This is a genomic window from Nonomuraea sp. SYSU D8015 (assembly GCF_008065375.1).
Classification (GTDB): Bacteria; Actinomycetota; Actinomycetes; order Streptosporangiales; family Streptosporangiaceae; genus Nonomuraea.
In genome coordinates this window covers 235,930-255,019 of the sequence record NZ_VJYI01000007.1, presented here as the reverse complement: position 1 = coordinate 255,019, position 19,090 = coordinate 235,930, and the positions used below count along the sequence as shown (strand labels likewise).

General features: G+C 72.6%; 16 protein-coding genes and 1 pseudogene. 8 read left to right on the top strand and 9 right to left on the bottom strand.

Features of this window, described 5'->3' with window-relative positions:
- Positions 1–26 precede the first annotated feature (26 nt).
- From ID574_RS29130 to ID574_RS29115, 4 genes are all read left to right on the top strand, one after another.
- A complete protein-coding gene (locus tag ID574_RS29130) occupies positions 27–590 on the top strand; it encodes a TetR/AcrR family transcriptional regulator (protein ID WP_188192156.1) in 564 nt (187 codons plus the stop codon).
- Positions 591–614: 24 nt separating this feature from the next.
- A complete protein-coding gene (locus ID574_RS29125) occupies positions 615–1,016 on the top strand; it encodes a tautomerase family protein (protein WP_188192155.1) in 402 nt (133 codons plus the stop codon).
- 88 nt (positions 1,017–1,104) lie between these two features.
- Positions 1,105–1,434, top strand: coding sequence for a YciI family protein (locus ID574_RS29120; RefSeq protein ID WP_188192154.1), 330 nt, complete (start codon positions 1,105–1,107; stop codon positions 1,432–1,434).
- A 2-nt stretch (positions 1,435–1,436) separates the two neighbouring features.
- Positions 1,437–2,690 (top strand): RNA polymerase sigma factor, encoded by a 1,254-nt coding sequence (locus ID574_RS29115; RefSeq protein WP_188192153.1) that lies wholly within the window; start codon positions 1,437–1,439, stop codon positions 2,688–2,690.
- Between the two features lie 148 nt (positions 2,691–2,838).
- On the opposite strand, the gene ID574_RS29110 is transcribed toward ID574_RS29115, so the two are convergent.
- A complete protein-coding gene (locus ID574_RS29110) occupies positions 2,839–3,366 on the bottom strand; it encodes a helix-turn-helix domain-containing protein (protein WP_188192152.1) in 528 nt (175 codons plus the stop codon).
- Positions 3,367–3,485: 119 nt separating this feature from the next.
- On the opposite strand from ID574_RS29110, the gene ID574_RS29105 reads away from it, so the two are divergent.
- Positions 3,486–4,415 (top strand): alpha/beta hydrolase family protein, encoded by a 930-nt coding sequence (locus tag ID574_RS29105; RefSeq protein WP_188192151.1) that lies wholly within the window; start codon positions 3,486–3,488, stop codon positions 4,413–4,415.
- 3 nt (positions 4,416–4,418) lie between these two features.
- Here the strand turns inward: ID574_RS29105 and ID574_RS29100 are convergent, their stop codons facing one another.
- Positions 4,419–6,278 carry a DUF2264 domain-containing protein gene (locus ID574_RS29100; RefSeq protein ID WP_188192150.1) on the bottom strand — a complete coding sequence of 620 codons (1,860 nt, stop codon included), beginning with the start codon at positions 6,276–6,278 and terminating at the stop codon, positions 4,419–4,421.
- Between the two features lie 55 nt (positions 6,279–6,333).
- Positions 6,334–7,407 carry a LacI family DNA-binding transcriptional regulator gene (locus ID574_RS29095; protein ID WP_188192149.1) on the bottom strand — a complete coding sequence of 358 codons (1,074 nt, stop codon included), beginning with the start codon at positions 7,405–7,407 and terminating at the stop codon, positions 6,334–6,336.
- A gap of 234 nt (positions 7,408–7,641) precedes the next feature.
- On the opposite strand from ID574_RS29095, the gene ID574_RS29090 reads away from it, so the two are divergent.
- From ID574_RS29090 to ID574_RS29080, 3 genes and pseudogenes are all read left to right on the top strand, one after another.
- Complete coding sequence (locus ID574_RS29090) at positions 7,642–10,323, top strand: exo-rhamnogalacturonan lyase family protein (protein WP_223167182.1); 2,682 nt, start codon at positions 7,642–7,644, stop codon at positions 10,321–10,323.
- Positions 10,287–11,380 (top strand): annotated as a pseudogene (locus ID574_RS62930) (hydroxyacid dehydrogenase). Before ID574_RS29090 ends, ID574_RS62930 begins: the two are co-directional and overlap by 37 nt.
- A 165-nt stretch (positions 11,381–11,545) precedes the next feature.
- A complete protein-coding gene (locus ID574_RS29080) occupies positions 11,546–12,679 on the top strand; it encodes an acyltransferase family protein (protein ID WP_188192147.1) in 1,134 nt (377 codons plus the stop codon).
- A gap of 12 nt (positions 12,680–12,691) precedes the next feature.
- On the opposite strand, the gene ID574_RS29075 is transcribed toward ID574_RS29080, so the two are convergent.
- From ID574_RS29075 to ID574_RS29050, 6 genes are all read right to left on the bottom strand, one after another.
- Complete coding sequence (locus ID574_RS29075) at positions 12,692–13,360, bottom strand: HNH endonuclease family protein (RefSeq protein WP_188192146.1); 669 nt, start codon at positions 13,358–13,360, stop codon at positions 12,692–12,694.
- Positions 13,361–13,439: 79 nt separating this feature from the next.
- On the bottom strand, positions 13,440–14,303 hold the full coding sequence (locus ID574_RS29070) for an SDR family NAD(P)-dependent oxidoreductase (RefSeq protein ID WP_223167181.1): 864 nt from the start codon (positions 14,301–14,303) through the stop codon (positions 13,440–13,442).
- Between the two features lie 99 nt (positions 14,304–14,402).
- Complete coding sequence (locus ID574_RS29065; RefSeq protein WP_188192144.1) at positions 14,403–14,528, bottom strand: tautomerase family protein; 126 nt, start codon at positions 14,526–14,528, stop codon at positions 14,403–14,405.
- 17 nt (positions 14,529–14,545) lie between these two features.
- On the bottom strand, positions 14,546–16,888 hold the full coding sequence (locus ID574_RS29060; protein WP_188192143.1) for an aldehyde dehydrogenase family protein: 2,343 nt from the start codon (positions 16,886–16,888) through the stop codon (positions 14,546–14,548).
- A gap of 99 nt (positions 16,889–16,987) precedes the next feature.
- Entirely contained in the window at positions 16,988–17,722 is a 735-nt protein-coding gene (locus tag ID574_RS29055) for a GntR family transcriptional regulator (RefSeq protein ID WP_188192142.1), read from the bottom strand.
- Positions 17,723–17,812: 90 nt separating this feature from the next.
- The gene (locus tag ID574_RS29050) at positions 17,813–19,051 is read right to left on the bottom strand and encodes an MFS transporter (RefSeq protein ID WP_223167180.1); all 1,239 of its coding nucleotides are present in this window, start codon (positions 19,049–19,051) and stop codon (positions 17,813–17,815) included.
- Positions 19,052–19,090: the final 39 nt, after the last annotated feature.

The window sequence follows — 19,090 nt, the reverse complement described above, 5'->3', positions numbered from 1 at the left end:
ACCTACTAGTATGTACGCTCTCGGTCGTGGACACGAAGGAACGGCTGATCGAGAGCACCCGAGAGCTCCTGTGGGAGCGCGGCTACGTGGGCACCTCGCCGAAGGCGATCCAGCAACGGTCCGGAACGGGCCAGGGCAGCATGTACCACCACTTCCGCGGCAAACCAGACCTGGCGCTGGCCGCGATCAGCCGCAGCGCCGAGGAGCTGCGCGCCCGCGCCGAGTCGGAGCTCTCCGGCCCCGGAGCCCCGGTCCAGCGGGTCACCGCATACCTCCGCCGGGAGCGGGACGCCCTGCGGGGCTGCCCGGTCGGCCGGCTCACCCAGGACCCTGACGTGATGGCCGATTCCGCGTTGCGCCGTCCCGTCGAGGAGGCCTTCGCCTGGCTGCGCACCCGGATCGCCGGGGTCCTCACGGAAGCCAGGGCGAACGCCGAGCTCGACACCGCGCTCGACCCGGCCGCCACCGCCACCGCGCTCGTCGCGGTGCTGCAGGGCGGCTATGTGCTGGCCCGCGCCGCAGGCGACGCAGACGTGTACGCCCAGGCCGTCGACGGCGCGCTCGGCCTCCTCGCCGGCCACGTCCGCTGAAACCCCACGCGAAATGAGGTAACGATGCCCTTCGTCCGCATCGACGCGCTCCGTGCCGACCCGCAGCGGCTGGAGGCCCTGGGCCGGGCCGTGCACGACGCCCTGGTCGAGGCCATCGGCATTCCGACGGACGACCTGTTCCAGGTGCTCACCAGCCACGACGGCACGCGGAGCACGCTCCGCCACGACGACTACCTCGGCATCCGCCGGGACGACGACATCGTGTTCGTCGCCATCACCCTGCGCTCCGGGCGCACGGCGGAGCAGAAGCAGGCGCTCTACCGCAGGATCGCCGAGCTCGCCGAGGAGTACGCGGGCACCGAACCACGGAACGTCCTCGTCACGCTGACCGAGAACGAGCCGATCGACTGGTCCTTCGGTGAAGGCGTGGCGCAGTACGCGGAGGCCGGCCTGCCGCGCGGATGAACCCGCGGTCTTCTTTCGCCGGACGTTGTCCGGATCCGGCGAGCTCGTTCGTCATGCTGATGACAGCACGACAACGAGGAGCGATGGCATGAAGTACATGATGTTCGTCTGCACCGACGCCGAGCCCGACACCGACTCCACCGGCAGCGAGGACATCGAGAAGTGGGTGGCCGACAACGATTCCCGCGGCCGGCGGCTGGACGGGCATGAGCTCGGGCCGGTGTCGGCGGCGACGACGGTCCGCGTCCGCAACGGCGAGCTGCTGGTCTCCGACGGTCCGTTCACCGAGACCAGGGAGGTGATCGTGGGCTACGACATCCTCGAGTGCGCCGATCTCGACGAGGCGATCGACGTGGCTCGGGCCCACCCGATGGCCCGGCACGGGCGGCTGGAGCTGCGGCCGTTCGCGGCCTTGTGACGATGGGGAGCACGGCGCGGCCACGTCCCGCCGCGACCGCCGACGCGGTCGCGGCGGCCGGCGCGGATTCCTACACCCGGATCGTCGCCACCCTGATCCGGGTCACGGGGGACTGGACGCTCGCCGAGGACAGCGCCCAGGAGGCGCTGGCCCTCGCCCTGGAGAAGTGGCCGCGGGACGGCGTGCCGGACAATCCGGGCGGCTGGCTCATGACCGTGGCCCGCAACCGCGCCACCGACGTGCTGCGCCGCGCGTCCGTCGAGCGCCGCAAACTGCACGAGCTCGCGGGGCTCACGCTCACCGACCCTGACACCTCGCGAACGGATCCGGAGGAGGAGGTCGTGGACGACCGCCTGCGGCTGATCTTCACGTGCTGCCACCCCGCGCTCGCCCTGGAGGCACGCGTGGCGCTGACGCTGCGGACCGTCTGCGGAATGCCGACCGCCGACATAGCGCGGGCCCTGCTGGTCTCCCATGCGACCATGACGCGGCGGCTGACCCGGGCCAAGACGAAGATCGCGGCCGCGCGGATCCCGTACCAGGTCCCGCGCGGTCCGGCGCTGACCGAGCGGCTCCCCGGCGTGCTGGCGGTGCTGTACCTGCTGTTCACCCGCGGCTACGAGGCCGACGGCGAGCCGGCCTTCGCCGCGGAGGCGGTCCGGCTGGCCCGCCTGCTCCACGAGCTGCTCCCGGACCAGGACGAGGTCGCCGGACTGCTGGCGTTGTTCCTGTTCCAGCACTCGCGGCGCGACGCCCGCCGGGACGGCGAGGGCAACCTCCTCACGCTCGACAAGCAGGACCGGAGCCGCTGGGACCGGGCGGCGATCCGCGAAGGGCTCGACGTGCTGGACGCGGTGCGGTCCGACGGCCCGTACGTCCTGCAGGCCAGGATCGCGGCCTGCCACGCCACCGCGCCCCGGGGCGAGGCCACGGACTGGCGGGCCATCGCCGGATGGTACGACGAGCTCGTCCAGATCCATCCCTCACCGGTGATCGCCCTGAACCGCGCCGTGGCCCACGGGTACGCGCACGGCCCGGCGGCCGGGCTGGCGCTGCTCGACCAGGCCCGTGCCACCGGCGCGCTGGAGGACTACCCGCTCGCCGTCGCGGCGCAGGCCGATCTCACGGCGCGCCTGGGGCACCCGGACGGGGCCGCCGCGCTGTTCCGCCGGGCCGCCGCCCTCCTTCCGGCCGGCGCGGAGCAGCGAGCGCTGCTGGCACGCGCCGACGACCTCACCGGCGGGGACACGGGCTGAGCCGGCGCTGCTCTCAGCGCCATGGGTGCCCTTTGCCCTTCGACTTCCCTCTCCAGATTCGACGTCCCTCTTCAGAAGGGACCCCCGCCGAAGTGCGGGGGCGGCGGAAAAGACCCGGGTGGGTCGTGGCGACCTGCGGAGAACGAGGCTAGGTCTCGCTGGGGAACAGGATCGGGCTGATGAGGTAGCGCCTGCGGTCCGGGGCGGGCTCGTGGTCGAGGTGGGGGACGATGGCGGCGCGCATCCGGCCGATCAAATCGTCGAGCTCCTCCGGGCTGAGCCAGAGCGCGTGCTGCCGGTAGCCCACGGAGTCGGCGACCGGGTCGGCCCCGTCCCGGTCCAGGTAGGCGTTGAACTCGGCGAGCAGGGTCGCGATGGCGGCGGCGAAGACCCGGCGATGGTCTTCGGGGGACAGCGCCGCGACCATCTCGGGGTCGATGGTCGCCCGGTCCCGGCGTAGCCGGTAGCGGCGTTCCACGGCGCCGCGGACGCGCTCCTCCCCGTCCACTTCCAGGACGCCCGCATCGGCCAGCACGCCGACGTGGCGGTAGACGGTGGCCTTGGAGACCTCGGGCATGAGGTCGCAGAGCTGGGAGGTCGTGAAGACCCGCCGGCCGGCCATGGCGTGCACGATGCGCAGGCGTACCGGATGGGCGAACAGTTCCAAGGCGTCCACCTCGCCATGATCTCATGACACGAGAACATTCTCATACATTGCGAACATTCGCGCTCGGCGATACCGTAGCTCTTACGCAACACACGACATATCGCCTTTGGGAGAGGGAGTGGTGGACGATGGAGGCCACGCCGCGCGAGATCGATCTGGCGCTGACGGCGGACGACGGGTTACGCCTGTCCGGCACGCTGACGTTGCCCGCCGCCGAGGGCCCGCACCCCGCCGTGCTCCTGCTTCTCCCCGGCAAGCTCGACCGGGACGGCAATCTCGGCAAGGGGCGCGTCGAGCTGGGCGGAGCGCTGGCCGAGGTCCTGGCCGGCAAGGGAATCGCGACCTACCGTTACGACCGCCGCGGGGTGGGCGCGACGCCCGGAGACTGGCTGAGGACGGGGTTCTACGAGCACCGACGCGACGCCGCCGCGGCATTCCACCGGCTGGCCGAACGCCCGGAGATCGGCCCCGTCGCCGTGATCGGCTACAGCGAGGGTGCGCTCCACGCCGCGGCTCTGGGTGCGTACGAGGGCGCCAGGGCGGTCGTCATGCTCGCCGGCCATGCCCGGACCGGCGAGGAGACCCTGCTGTGGTGGGCCGGGCGGAAGGACGAGGAAGAGCTGTCGTGGCTCAGCCGGCTCCTGATCCGACTCGTCGGATGCCGGACGATGCGGGACCTGGCGGCGCGGATGGTCCGCAAGGTCAAGGCGACCGAGGGCGACGTGGCCCGCCTCTTCGGCGTGAGGATCGGCGCTCGCGCCTACCGCGAGTTCCTCGCCTACGATCCTGCGAAGGATCTGGCCGAGGTCCGGGTGCCGCTGCTGGCCATCACGGGAGACAAGGACGTCCAGGTCGATCCCGGCGACCTGGAACTGCTCGCCGATCTGGTGCCCGGCCCGGTCGAGACGCGCCGTTTCCCGGACCTGACCCACCTGCTCCGCCGCGACCCGGGCCCGGCCACCCAGCGCACCTACGGCGAGCAGTATCGCCGCCCGGTGGATCCGGGCCTGCTCGAGGACGTGGCGGCCTGGGTCGCCGCCCACCTCGTCAAGGAATGACGGCTACCTCACGCATTCGGGCTCGCCGGTGAGGCGGACCCTGATCGGTTCCGTGTCCGGCGTGCTCAGGACGACCTCGTCGCCGTCCACCCGCACGTCAGGCACGGGCGGCTCCTGGCCCGCCGCCGTCAACAGCACCAGGCTGACGTACACGGCGGTGCCCCCCGGATGGTCGGCGCAGATCACGTACGGCGTGGCGGAGTGCGGGCCGAAGGCGTTCACGCCGCGCGCGGTCGCCACGCCGGCCCCGGTGTAGCCGTGCAGTCCGCGCACGACGCTGGTCAGGCCGTCCGCGCGCCGCGCCAGCGCCCAGGTGTCCGCCGCGTCGGCGGCGGGCGGCTCGTGGGCGGCGAGCGCGTGGCCGCCGTCGCGTATGCCGTGGCCGGCGGGCGCCGTGACCTTGTGGACGCGGATCTCGGCCGGGCCGTCGAGGACGGAGGCGGTCACCACGCGGACGGGGCCGTCCTGGTAGGCGGAGGCGGCGAAGCCCTCCGCCACGGTGAGGGGCTGGATGTGGCGCCGGAGCGAGGGGACTCCCTCCGGCGAGACGACGGCGAGTTGCCCGTCGATCGCCTCGTCGCCGATGTCGGGGCCGGTGTGGCTGGTGTAGGCGAGCCTGAGGTAGTGCGGGTCCGGCGGGCCCGCCGGGTCTTGGACGCGGTCGCGGTCGCTCCCGTGGTTGACCAGCCGGACGACGCCGTCCTCGCGGGTGGCGTGCAACAGCCAGCCGGGCGCGGGCATCGCCACCGACTGGTCGGCGAGGTCGATCGGCGCGGCCGCCTCAGCGTCCGTCCAGACCGGGTGGCGCGGCGGCAGCAGCAGGCCGAGGAAGGCCTTGCTGGCCCAGTACGGCGAGGCGGGGCCGGAGTAGTCCTGCGTGCCGGGCGGGAAGGCGTCGTACCAGCCGCACGTGAGCAGGCCGCGGCGGTCGGGCACGCCGCGCTCGGCGAAGTGGCGCAGCACGCCGCTCGCGATCCGCCTGGTCCGCCCCGGCGGGAGGGGCGAGGCGCCGGTCAGCGCGCCCAGCCACAGCGGGGCGACCGTCGCGAACCGGTAGATCAGCGAGCGTCCCTGGTGGACGGGGCCGCCGTCGGCGGCGAAGAGGTGCTGGTATTGCGTCAGGAACCGGTGCAGCCGGGCCGCGTACAGCTCCTGGCGGGCGGTGTCGCCGGCCATCCTGGCCCACAGCGACGGATAGAGGTGCATCGCCCAGCCGGCGTAGTAGTCGAAGTTCTTGCCCTTGCCGTCGGAGTACCAGCCGTCGCCGACGTACCAGTCCTCGATGCGCTCCAGCCCGCCGATGATCTCGTCCGGCTCGTGCGGCCCGCCCACCTCGGCCAGGAACTGCTCGACGACCACCTGGAACAGCACCCAGTTGTTCGCCGGCGTGCGCCGCCCGACGAATCCGGCCAGCCACGCCACCACCCGATCCTGCTGCGCCGGCGACAGCCGGTCGAACAGCCAGCGGCGCGTCTCGTGCAGCGCGAGCGCCACGGAGGCGGCCTCGACGAGCGGCTGTGACATGTCGGTCAGGGCCGGCCAGGCGTACCGGCGCGCGGGGTCGGTGCCGGCCACGAGTCCCGCCGCGTAGCGCTCCAGCAGGGCGGGGGGCACGGCGCCGCCCGCCCCGGCGATGCGGAAGGCGGCGAGCAGGAACGTGCGGGCGAACCCTTCCAGCCCGTCGCTCACGGGACCCGACCGGCTGGCCCGGCCGGGCAGGCGGTATTGGGCGAAGTCGTCCGTGGCGTACGGGACCACGGAGTTGAGCAGATGGTCCGCGACGCTCTCCCAATGGGCGCGGGTCCACCCGGTGAAACCGGACAAACGGGGGTCGAGTGGCGGGAGGCGCAGGTGGGAGGGCATGAAGCGGATCCTATGGCATTCGTCTCAGGAGGGCCGCGGACCCCCTGTAAACGGTTTAACCCGGTGAGTGCAGGAGGGGGCGGACCGAGTCGCGGACGATGATGTGCGTGCCGAGCAGGAAGTGCTGGACGGTGCCCGGCGTCTCGCTCTCCAGGGCCAGCCGCACGGCCGTGCGGCCCAGCTCCTCGTGCGGCACGTGGACGGTGGTGAGGTCGATGTCGGCGGCCGGCGGGAGATCGTCGAACCCGACCAGCGAGACGTCGTCGGGGATGCGCAGCCCGCGTTCGCGCAGCGCCGCGCGCGCACCGGCGGCGATCAGGTCGTTGCCAGCGAAGACGGCGGTGAAGTCGCGCGGACGGGCGTCGAGCCGCTCGCCCATCATGCGATAGCCCTCGGACCGCTCCATCGTCCCCTCGACCTCCAGGCCGGGGTCGTGCGGGACGCGGTGCGCGGCCAGCGCCGCACGGTAGCCGGCGATCCGGCTCTCGGGCGTGGTGTAGCCGTCCCGCCGCCCGAGGAACAGGATGCGTTTGTGGCCCGCCGAGAGCAGGTGGCTCGTGATGGCGTAGGCGCCGCCGGTGTTGTCGTATTCGACCACGATGGCCGGCACGTCGGGCCCGAGCGGCGGGCGGCCGCACAACACCAGCTGCGAGCCGGCCAGGGCCAGCGCGCGGGCGTATTCGGCCATGCGCTCGCGATAGGCGTCGTCGGCCTGGATGTTGCCGACGAGGATCACGGCTTCGGCGTGCTCCTCGCGCATCAGCTGGATGGTGGCCAGCTCCCGCTCGGGGTCGCCGCCGGTGGTGCCGACGATGCACAGCCTGCCCTCGCGTACGGCCTGGTCCTGCACACCCTGGGCGACATGGGCGTAGTGCGGGGAGATGACGGAGTTGACCACGATGGCGACGCTCTTGGGGCGTACGCCTGCCAGGCCGCGGGCGTGGGCGTTGGCCACGTAGTCGAGCTCGCGGACCGCGCGCATGACCTTGCTGCGGGTGGCGGGGGCACTGGGGTAGGTGCCGGACAGGATGCGGGAGACGGTGGCGACCGAGACGCCGGCGTGCCTGGCGACGTCGCGGATCGTCGAGGGGCGAGGCCGTCCGTCTTCGGGCATGGCCCGGCGGGGCATCCGACCTCCTCAGTGCATGTAACCGCTTAAACGGATAGTGGCCCAACTCCTCCAGCGCGTCAAATGCCCCGCCGGGTGAACCGTTCATCGCGCGTGACGCGGGCAGAGCGAGCCACCTGCGTAAACGCATTCAATGTTTCCGTCCGGCGAACGCCAGATCTTGACGTGACTCCTAGCTCATGGTCCTATCTCGTCCGTGTAAACGGTTTAACCGATGGAGTCCTCATGGCGACGATGTCCCGACGTACCCTGATCAAGAGCGCGGCGCTGGTGGGCGCCGCCGGGCAGATCGGCTGGAGCGCCGGTGCGGCGCACGCGGACGAAGGCGTCCGGCTGACGTGGCTGGAGGGCCTCCCCCGCCGGCTCGCCGCCGGGACGACCTGGGGCGTCCCCTGGCCCAAGGGCACGGTTCCCAAGGACCAGACCTTCGCCCTGCGCACGGCGGCCGGCACGCAGGTGCCGATGCAGACGTGGGCGACGGCGTACTGGCCGGACGGGTCGCTGAAGTGGACCGCGCACGCCATCGGACCGGAGATCGCGCCGTCGGAGCAGTACGTGCTCGGCCCCGGCTCCCCCGCCGCCCCAGCCAAGGCGGTCACGGTCGAGGACGGCCGCGACGAGGTCGCGGTCGACACCGGCGTGATCAGGTTACGGATCCCGAAGAAGGGCGAGCGCCTGGTGGGCTCGATCATCCGCGGAGACCGCGAGATCGCCCGCGCCGGGCACCTCATCTGCCTGCGGCAGGACGAGTCGGGCGACGACGAGTCGGGCTCGGTGAAGGTCGAGCGGTTCGAGGGCCGGACCGAGAAGGTGACCGTCGAGCAGTCCGGCCCGGTGCGCGCCGTGGTCAAGATCGTGGGCAGGCACCGGCGCGGCGGCCGGTCCTGGCTGCCGTTCGTGGTGCGGCTGTACCTGTACGCCGGCGGCGACGGCATCCGCGCGGTGCACACGTTCGTGTACGACGGGAACGAGAAGAAGGACTTCATCAGAGGGCTCGGCATCCGGTTCGAGGTGCCGATGCGCGACGAGCTGTACAACCGGCACGTGCGCTTCGCGGGAACGGGCGACGGCGTCCTGGCGGAGGCGGTGCGCGGCATCACCGGCCTGCGCCGCGACCCGGGCGCCGCGGTCCGCCAGGCGCAGGTCGCCGGGCAGGCCACCCCGCCGGTGGAGACCTGGGACACCCGGGTCAGCTCCCGGCTGCACCTCATCCCCGCCTTCGGCGACTACTCGCTGCGCCAGCTCACCGCCGACGGCTTCCAGGTCCGCAAGCGCACCAAGCCGGGTCACGGCTGGATCCCGGTGGACTCCGGCGGCCGGGCGGGCGGGCTCGGCTACGTCGGCGGCCCCAGCGGCGGCTTCGCGTTCGGCCTGCGGAACTTCTGGCAGCTCCACCCCACCCAGCTCGACATCCGCGGCGCGGCCGGCGACGTCGCCGAGGCCACCGTGTGGCTGTGGTCGCCGGACGCCGGGCCCATGGACCTGCGCTTCTACCACGACGGCATGGGCCAGGACACCTACGCCGAGCAGCTGGAAGGGCTGGAGATCTCCTACGAGGACTACGAGCCCGGCTTCGGCACGCCCTACGGCGTGGCGCGTACCAGCGAGCTGATGTTCTGGGCGCTCGAGGCCACGCCGGCCGCCGAGAAGGTGGCGGAGCTGGCGGAGGCCGTGCGGACGCCGCCGCTCGTCGTCGCGCCGCCCGCGCACCTGCACGCGGCCAAGGTGTTCGGCGACTGGTCTCCGGTCGACCGCTCCACCCCCGCCAAGGCCCGCATCGAGGACCGTCTGGACTTCCTGTTCGACTTCCACAGCGAGCAGGTCGAGCAGCGCTCCTGGTACGGCTTCTGGGACTACGGCGACATCATGCACAGCTACGATCCCGACCGGCACGTCTGGCGTTACGACGTCGGCGGCTACGCCTGGGCCAACTCCGAGCTCTCGCCCGACCTGTGGCTCTGGTACCACTACCTGCGCACCGGCAAGGCCGAGGCGTTCCGCTTCGCCGAGGCGATGACCCGGCACACCGGCGAGGTCGACGTCTACCACCTCGGCAAATGGCGGGACCTGGGGACCCGGCACGGCGTGCAGCACTGGGCCGACAGCGCCAAGCAGCTGCGCATCAGCACCGCCGGCTACCGGCGGTTCCTGTACTTCCTCACCGCCGACGAGCGCATCGGCGACCTGATGCGCGATCTCGTGGATTCCGACAAGACGTTCCTGGTCCTGGACCCCATCCGCAAGATCCGCACGGGCCCGTACGAGCCGGACCCGCACGCCCTGTCCGTCGGCACCGGGACCGACTGGAGCGGCCTCGCCCTGGCCTGGCTGACCGAGTGGGAGCGCGGCGGCGACCCCGTCGCCAAGGAGAAGCTCCTGAACAGCATGCGTTCCATCGCCGCGATGCCCAACGGCTTCGCGCGCGGCGGCGGCCTGTACGACCTCGACGACGGCACCTTCAAGCCCACCGAGCCGGCCGTCAGCGTCGGCTCGCTCGGCGCCGTGTTCGGGCTGGTCGAGGTCTGCAGCGAGCTCATCCACCTGACCGGGGACGAGGCGTTCACCAGGGCGTGGCTGCAGTATTGCCGCCTCTACAACGGCACCGCCGCCGAGCAGCAGGCGGAGACGGGCAAGTCCTGGGGCAACCTGAACCTGCGCCAGGCCCACTCCCGGCTGACCGCCTACGCCGCCGCCAAGCTCGGCGACGCGACGCTGGCCGCGCGGGCGTGGAAGGAGTTCGACACCGGCCACGCCGGGTACCCCAAGAGTCTGGAGTTCAAGGCGGTGCGCGTGGAGGGCTCGAAGGTGCTCAAGCCCGTCGACGAGACCGCCTTCGCCTCGACCAACGCCTCCTCGCAGTACGGCCTGGCCGCCATCCAATGCCTCGCCCTCGTGGGCGACCACCTTCCCGCGTAAACCACCAGCCGCCCACACCTCATCGATCCCGATATGAAGGAGCTCCGTCCGTGCCACGGCGACCCGTCGCGGTCTTCGCGATCGCGCCCTGGGCCTTCCCCGGCGTCTTCCCGTCCGGCCTCCTCCTCCGGTTGCGCCGATCGGCGGACCTCGACGCCGCCACGGCGTTCACGTCCTTCGACGGCCCGGAGGCGGCCAGGGCGCTGGCACGGGCGGAGATCCTCCTCACCGGATGGGGATGCCCGCGGATCGACGCCGGGGTCCTCGACGCGGCGCCCGGCCTGCGGGCGATCCTGCATGCCGCCGGCACCGTCAAGGCCATGGTGGATCCCGTCGTCTTCGACCGCGGGATCGTCGTGTCCTCGGCGGCGCAGGCCAACGCCGTGCCCGTGGCCGACTTCACCGTCGCCGCGCTCGTCATGGGCGCCAAGCGCGCCTTCGGCCGGGCCCGCCACTACGCGAACGGGGACGACGAGTCCCTGTGGCGGCCCGGCGCGGGCACCGGGTTGCACGACTGCACGGTCGGCGTCATCGGCGCCTCGCGCATCGGCCGGCTCGTCCTGCACCGGCTGCGGGCCTTCGACGTACGCGTCCTGCTGTCGGACCCAAGGTCGGTCCCGACGAGGCCGCCCGGCTGGGCGCCGAACTGGTGGACCTCGACGCGCTGTGCCGGCGCAGCGACCTGGTCACCGTGCACGCCCCCGCGCTCCCGGAGACCCGCCACCTGCTCGACCGGCGCCGGCTCGGCCTCCTGCCCGACCAGGCCGTAGTGATCAACACCGCGCGCGGCTCGCTGATCGACACCGACGCGCTCGTCGGCGAGTGCGCGTCCGGCCGCATCTCCGCCGTCCTCGACGTCACCGACCCCGAGCCGCTGCCGGCCGGTCACCCGCTCTTCGGCCTGCCGAACGTCTTCATCACCCCGCACCTGGCCGGCGCGCAGGGACGCGAGCTGCGCCGGCTCGGCGAATTCGCCGTCGCCGAGCTCGAACGCCTCCGCGCCGGACACCCGCTGCGCGGCCAGGTGCTGCCCGAGCACCTCCCCTACACCGCGTAGCCCTCGCGCTCGCGCGGCGTCAACGCCTCTCAGGCGGCCCACCCCCGGGCCGACGACGGGCCCCGGGGGCGGGTCGCCGAGGGCGTGCAGGAGAGCGAGCGCGCCGAGCCTGGCCCACGTCCCCAAAGGCCACACAAGCCCCTCTGATGGCATAAAATCCGGCAAATGTCCCCAACCCCCGCCCGGCTGGCCTGGTTGGACGCCCTGCGGGGGCCGGCAGCGCTGGCCGTCAGCATGCATCACGCCGGCTGGACGTTCGTCCCGGCCTTCTGGGCGGCGGTGGACAGCCGGGTCGATCTGGGCACGTGGGGCGTGTTCGTGTTCTTCCTCGTCAGCGGCTACATCATCCCGGCCTCCCTGGAGCGGCGCGGCGACCTGCGCGCCTTCTGGGGCGGCCGGGCCTTCCGCCTCCTGCCGCTGCTGCTCGCCGCCTGCGGCCTGGTCCTGCTCCTCGCCCAGCTGGGCGCGGTGCCGCTCGAACCGAAGCTGAGCGAGCGCCCACTCCCCCTCGTCGTGCTCGGCAACCTGACGATGCTGCAGGAACTGCTCAACCTGCCCGCCATCATCAGCGTGACGTGGACGCTCTCGTACGAGATGGCGTTCTACCTGATGAGCGTCGCGCTGCTGGCGGCGCGGCAGGCCGGTAGGTCGGCGGGGATCGCCGTCGTCCTCGCGCTGCTGGCCGTGCCCCTCGGCCTGCTGATGCCGCGGACCGCGATCAACGGCCGCGCCGACCTCGCCGCCGCGCTGCTCGGCCTCGCGGTCGTCGCGGCCATCGCGGTGACCGTGCTGGCGAGCGGCAGGACACGTACGGTGGCCGCGGTCGCGGGCGGTCTGCTCGGCCTGGCGCTGGTGGCCCTGGGCAGCCGGGGCGGCACCTGGCAGGGCATGATCGCCCTGGCGACGATGTTCGCGGGAACGGCGATGTACCGGGCCGAGCAGGGGACGATCTCCTGGCGCACGGCGGCGGTCGCCGTGGCGGCGGTGGTGGGGTGCGGGATCCCCGCCAAGGAGGATCCCGCCTGGGCGCCGGCGCTCGTGCTGGCGTTCGCCATGTTCGGGCTGACGCTGGCCCTCCGCGGGCGGGCGTTCCCCGGTTGGCTGCAGCGCCTCGGCGTGATCAGCTTCTCCGTCTACCTGCTGCACCCGATGCTGCTGTACGTGGTCCCGGACCTGGCCCTGTTCTTCCTCGTCCTGATCCCGCTCAGCCTCCTGACCCACCACCTGATCGAGGCCCCGGCCCAGCGCCTCGGCAGACGCCTGCTGCACCGGGCCGACCTCGGCAAGCAGGGGGCGTGAGGCGAATGCGGATCATCGCGTGCCGCACGTGCGGAGCATGTTGTGCAGGGCCTCCCGCTCCCTCCGGGTCACGAAGAGCCGGTAGTGGTGCTTCACCGTGATCCATGAGATCGCGTAACGGCACCAGTAGGCGCGGCGCTGCGGGCGCCAGCTCTGCGGTCCCTGGCCCCCCTTGGCGATGTTGGCGGAGTGGCTGACCGTGATCAGCTCGGGACGGGCGAGGTCGTTGGCGAAGGCGCGCCGCCGCGCCTGGCTCCATCTCTTTGCGCCGGAGCGCCACGCGTACGCCAGCGGCACCAGATGGTCGACGTCCACGAGCTTCTCGCTCTTCAGCCGCTTGCCGTCGTACGGGCTGTACCAGACGCCTTTCACGGGATGGCAGGCCGCGTTCCTGCGTACTTTTCGCCCGTCGCGGGCCAGGACCACCTCTCGCGCGTCGCATGTCCCCTTGTGGTGCGCCCAGCGGGGCTGGAACCGCTTGTGACTGTAGCCGCGGATGGACAACGGCCTGGCGACCTTCAGCTGGGCCAGCATGCGGCGGGCCGCCGCCGCCCCGCTCTCGGCCGGTAACCGCTTGCGCGGGGCCGCCTCCGCCGGCTGCGGGGTGGCGACGACGGCGCCGACAGGGATGACCAGGAGCGTGAGGAGGGCGACTCGGACCGCCCGTCTCGTGAAGATCATGATTCCAGCCATACCAGCGATTGCCCATCGGCGACAGCGATATGCACACCTCGACCGTGGAGAAAAGGCGGGGCGGAGGTCAGCGGCCCGGGTCGAAGCGGCCGTCCATGATGGTCCAGCCCGCGTCGACGACGAGGTTGGCCCCGGTGATGTACGAGGCCGCGTCACTGGCCAGGAACGCCACCGCGGAGGCGACCTCGTCGGCGCTGCCCCACCTGCCGAAGACGGTGTGCGCGCTGTAGGCCTCCCTGGCCTTGACGTCGTCCCACAGCGGCCGGGTGAGCGGCGTGTCGATGACCCCGGGGGCGATGGCGTTGACCCGGACCCCCTGAGGGCCGACCTCGGTGGCGAGCCCGCGCACCATCTGCAGGATCGCCGCCTTCGTGGAGGCGTACACGCCGAGCCCGGGCTCGACCATCAGCGCCCGCATGGACGAGCACGCGATGAGGCTGCCGCCGCCCTGCTCGGCCATCACCGCGCTGGCCTGCTGCAGGAAGGAGAACGTGCCCTTGAGGTTGAGCCCGATGATGCGGTCGAACTCCTCCTCGGTGTAGGCGGCCAGGCGCTTGCGGATGTTGATGCCGGGCGTGGAAACGCCGATGTCGAGCCTGCCGTACGCGTCCACGGTGGCCCGCACGGCCCGCGCGACGTCCTCGCGGTCGCTCAGGTCGGCGGCGAGCCCCCGGGCGGTGCCGCCCTCGGCGGCGACGGTCTTGGCCGTCTCCCGCGGCGCCCTCGCCGTCGAGGTCGGCGCAGACGACGCTCGCCCCGAGGCCGGCGAGCATCTGGGCGGTGGCCCGGCCGATGCCGAAGACCGGCTCGCCCTGGGCGGGGACCTCGTCTCCGCCAAGAAGATCAGCACGTCCCCGCCGGACGGCCCGGCCGCCTGACAGCCCCCTCCCGGCTCGCGGCATCGGGGATCGCCGCTTCCCTCTGTCCCCATCGCCCCGGCGCCGCTTCCGCGTGCCTGCGGGCATCCCGATCCCTCTGAGGGGTTGCTCCATGTACCAGCAGATCTTCGACCGGGCTCGATCTCGGTGAACTAGATGCGCACGAGGTGGCGCGGCGCGCCGAGGACGTCGACGACGGCGTCGGTCACCACGCGGGCGAACTCGGCGCGCTGGGCCGCCGTCCGCCCGGTGAGGATCTCGACGGTGATGTTGGGCATGGTGAGGCTCCGGGAGGTCAGGCGGTGACGATCGCGGCGTCCTCGCCGAGGAGCGCGAGGACGACGGCGGTGTCGAGCAGCAGGGAGGGGATCAGGCGGAGCCGGAAGATCGCGAGGATCGCCCGCACGTCGTCCGCGTGCGCCGTGTCGACCCCGGGGACGGGCAGCGTGGCGGCCGCGGCGGCGGCCTTGGCGAGCACCTTTTCGCGTGCGGTGGCGTAGTCCGCGCCGCGGGCGATGGGTTCCAGCCGTTTCCACACCTCGGGCAGGAAGCCGGGCCGGCTCCCGATCGCGCGGTAGTAGCTCAGCACGCGGGGGTGATCGTGCAGAATGCGGATCTCCTCGTACACGCGGACCAGTTCCTCGTCGGGCGGGGTCGCGTCGGGAACGAGGTTGAGCGCCTCCGGCGGGATGCCGCGCGGACCCGGGTCGGGCGGCACCGGGACGGCGCTGTCGCCCACGGCGAGTCCCCGGTACCAGCACGAGGCGAGCAGCAGGAGCTCCGGCAGCAACCGGTGGAAGGTCACCGTGGAGAGCCGGAGGTCGTGGCCGGCGGCCGCCGGCCACGCCTCGCGCGGCGGGAGCAGCCCGATCGGCACGCCCAGCCCGGCCGCGGCCTGCTTGAACGCGGGCGAGCCGAGAACCGGCTTGAACCGGTCCCACGCCGGGACGAGGTAGTCGGGATAACCGGCCAGCGCCTGGAAGATCGGGCTGACGAACGGCACGCCGAGATACCCCGGCACCTCCTCGAGCACCCGGGCGGCCTCGGGGCTCGGCTGGGGCTTGGCGGGCAACGTCGGGAGCAGCACGGCGCCGCGGGCGGCGTCGCTCCGCTCCGTCGTGATGATCGGCTCCGTGGTCGTCCGGCCGGCCACCTTCCTGGCGATCCGCAGGGGGTTGGCGTCCCGCAAGGGCGGCGGGAGCTGGTCCTGCGGGCTGTCCTGGTACGCCACCGGGCGCAGGAACCTGGCGATGCCGTTCGTGCCCACCGAGGTGGCGGCGGCGTTCGTGGTCGCCGGGTACGGCCCGCCGTGGTGCATGGCGCCGGTGACCGCGACCCCGGTGGGCCAGCCGTTCCACACGATGCGGCCGACGCGGGCCGTCAGTTCGCCGGCCAGCCGCCGCCCGAGCTCGCTCTCCCCGGGCCCGAGGTGGATCGTCCCCGTGAGGTGGCCGTCGAGGGAGCGCGCCACAGCCGTCAGCTCGGCGGGATCGTCGTAGCGGACGACGACGCCGAACGGCCCGAACCGCTCCTCGCGCAGCACCGGGTCGGCCAGGAAGGCGTGCAGATCGCTTTCCAGAAGAGTGGAGGGGAAGGCGAACCCGGCGCCGTCCGGGGCGCTCTCCCCCGCGAGCAGGCGCACGCCGGGCCGCTCGGCCGCCTCGGCGACGCCCACCACCAGCCGCTCCCACATGGAGGCGTTCAGCATGATCGCGGGCGGCCGGTCGCGCAGCCGGTGCGCGGCGTGCGTCAGGAACCGGTCGCCGGCCTCACCGCGGGGCAGGAAAAGCACGCCGGGCTTGGTGCAGAGCTGGCCGTTGGCGCTGGTCAGCGAGTCCGCGTAGGCCTCCGCCAAGCGCTCCGGGCTCTCGGCGAGCGCCCCGGGGAGGAGGAACACCGGGTTGAGGCTGCCCATCTCGGCGTACACCGGGATGGGGCGCGGGCGGGCGGCGGCGAGATCGAAGATCGCCCGCCCGCCGGCGAGTGAGCCGGTGAAGGCCACGGCCGCGATCTCCGGCGCGGTGACCAGCCGCTGGGCGATCTCGAGCCCGCTTGCCTGCAGGAGGTGGAAGACCCCGATGGGCGCTCCGGCCGCGGCCACCGCCGCGGCGGTCAGCTCCGCGGTCTCCGGGTGGGACGGATGCCCTTTGACGATGACCGGGCACCCGGCGGCCAGCGCGGCGGCGGTGTCGGTGCCGGCGACGCTGAACACGAACGGGAAGTTACTCGCCGCGAACACGGCGACGGGCCCGAGGGGCACGTTGACGCGGCGGACGTCGGGGGCGCCGCCCGCGGCCGGGTCGATCACCGCGTCGAAGTGGTCACCGTTCTCGATCAGGCGCGCGAACTGGGTGAGCTGGAGCGAGGTCCGCTCCACCTCGCCCTCCAGCCGCCGCTCGGGGAGCCCGGTCTCCTCGCCGGCGACCTTCACGAGCTCGCCCCGGCGGGCCGTCAGCTCGTCGGCGATCCGGCGCAGCAGCGCCGCGCGCGGGGCCGGGTCGAAGCCGCCCCAGAGGGGGAACGCCTCGGCCGCGGCCGCGAGGGCCTTATCGAGATCGGCCGCCGTCGCGTCGGCGAACCTGCGCCGCTCGGCCCCGGTCCACGGGTCGATCGACGAGAAGCTGGTGCCTGGTTGCATGCAACGTAGGATACAAAATTGGATCCAAAGCCAGGAGGCTGTTTCGTCACCGTTTGGCATCTGTCGCCGCGGCCGTACCGGACGCGTGAAAAGCAGGCGTCAGGAAAGGTAGAGGCCCGCGGAGGCGTGCAGGGCGTCGAGCCTGCGGCCCGCCGCGGCCTGCACGTCCTCGACGTGGAGTCGCGCCTCCCGCTCCGCGCTTTCGCGGTCGCGGCGCACCAGGGCCTCGACGATGCGCTTGTGGCCCTCCACGCAGGTGACGACCTCGTCCCTGGTGAAGACCACGGCCATGTTGTACGTGATCCCGAAGTCCCGGTTGCGCAGCCACTCGGCCAGCAACCGCCCGTTGCCCGAGGCCTGCACGATGGCCTGGTGGAACTCGCGGTTCATCCGGCCCAGCTCGGCGCGCGGGCGGTGGACGAACTCCTCGACCGGCCCCTCGTAGAAGGCGGCGATCCGCGCCAGCTCCTCTTCGGACGCCCGCACCGCGGCCAGCCCCGTGGCCATGGACTCGAGGGCGCAGCGCACTTCGTAGATCTCACGGATCTCGTCCGGCGTGTGCTCGCGCACCACCCAGCCCGACCGCTCACGCACGACCAGACCCTGATCGACCAGGCGCATCAGGGCGACGCGCACCGGGGTGCGGCTGCTGTTGAGCTGCGCCGCCACCTCGTCTTCGGGGAGCCGCTGGTTGGGGCGGTATTTCCCTTCCAGGATCGCGGCGCGGATGTGGGCGTACGCCTGGTCGCCGAGCGACTCCCCGCTGCCCGCACGGGGGCGCCGGCGCTTGACCGCAGGCTCCTCCACGTCGGCCCTGCCGAGTCGTTCGGCCATCAGTCCTCCGGTCCGCGCCTTCCAGGCATCTCCTGCCGAGATTCTTCCAGTATGCGGCCAGATCCAAAAATCAGCCGCTCACCACCGCTTTCATGATTCGTGGGCGGGGGAATCCGCTCGCCGCAGGTTCCTGACGGCGGGGACCGACAGCAGCAGCACGCAGATCACCGCGACCATGGCCGAGCTGAACAACAGGTACGGCCGGACGCCGACCTGCTCACTGACCGGCCCGGCCACCGCCCGGCCCACCGGCTGCATGATCAGCGATCCCGCGACGTCGTAGGCGTGGACCCGGCCGAGCACGGCGGGCGGAATGTGGGTCTGCACACTGGTGTGGAACATGACCAGCCAGAACGCGATCGCGCCGCCGGCCGCCGCGTAGCCGGCGGCGATCAGCGGCACCGGCAGGTCGAGCGCCACCACCAGCGGCGCGAGGACGAACAGCACCATGGCGCAGGCGCCGCCGCGCAGCGGGTGGCGCGGCCGGATCCGGGTGGCCAGCAGCCCGCCGAGCACGCTCCCCGCCCCGAAGGCCGACATCACCGCGCCGAAGGCCGAGGTGCCGTGCGTGAGGGCGATCGTGCTGAAGCCGAGCGTCTGGTTGGGCCCGAAGGCGGTCAACGCGCCGAGCATCCAGATCGCGATGGTGCTCCACAGCCAGGCTCGGGAGCGGAACTCCTGCCATCCCTCGACGAGCTGGCTGCGCAGCGAGGGATGACCGCCCCGCGCCCGCGTGTGCGCCAGACTCCGCATGCCCAGCAGGCACAGCCCGCTCACGCCGAAGGTGGCGGCGTCCACCGCCAGGACCACGGCGGGAGTGGACACCGCGAGCAGCAGGCCGGCCAGTGCGGGGCCGAGCACCGTCATCAGCGATTCGGCGACCCGCAGGGTGGCGTTGGCGCCCTGCACGTCCTTGGCGATCCGCGGGATCACGCTGGCCACGCCGGGCTGGAAGAGCGCCGAGCCGAGGCCGATCAGCACGAGCAGGGCGAGCACCAGCCACAACGGTGGTCTGGCGATGAAGAAGCACGCGGCCAGCAGCCCTTCGACGAGCAGCCGGCCGCTGTCGGCGCCGATCATCATGCGCCGCGGGCCGAACCTGTCGGCCAGCACCCCGCCGAACACCACGCAGACCGCGAAGGGCGCGATGTGGGCGGCCAGCGCGTATCCGACGCCGCTGGCGCCGTACCCCGCCTCCACCATGGCGGCGGTCAACGCCACGGGCAACATCATGTCGCCGGCCATCGACGCGGTGCGCGCGACGAAGAAGAGGAGGAAGTCGCGGGACCAGAGCCGGCCGGAGGGGGTTTCGTCATGGCTGAGGGGCACGAAGATCGACGCTACTTCACGACCCGGGCTCGCATGCGC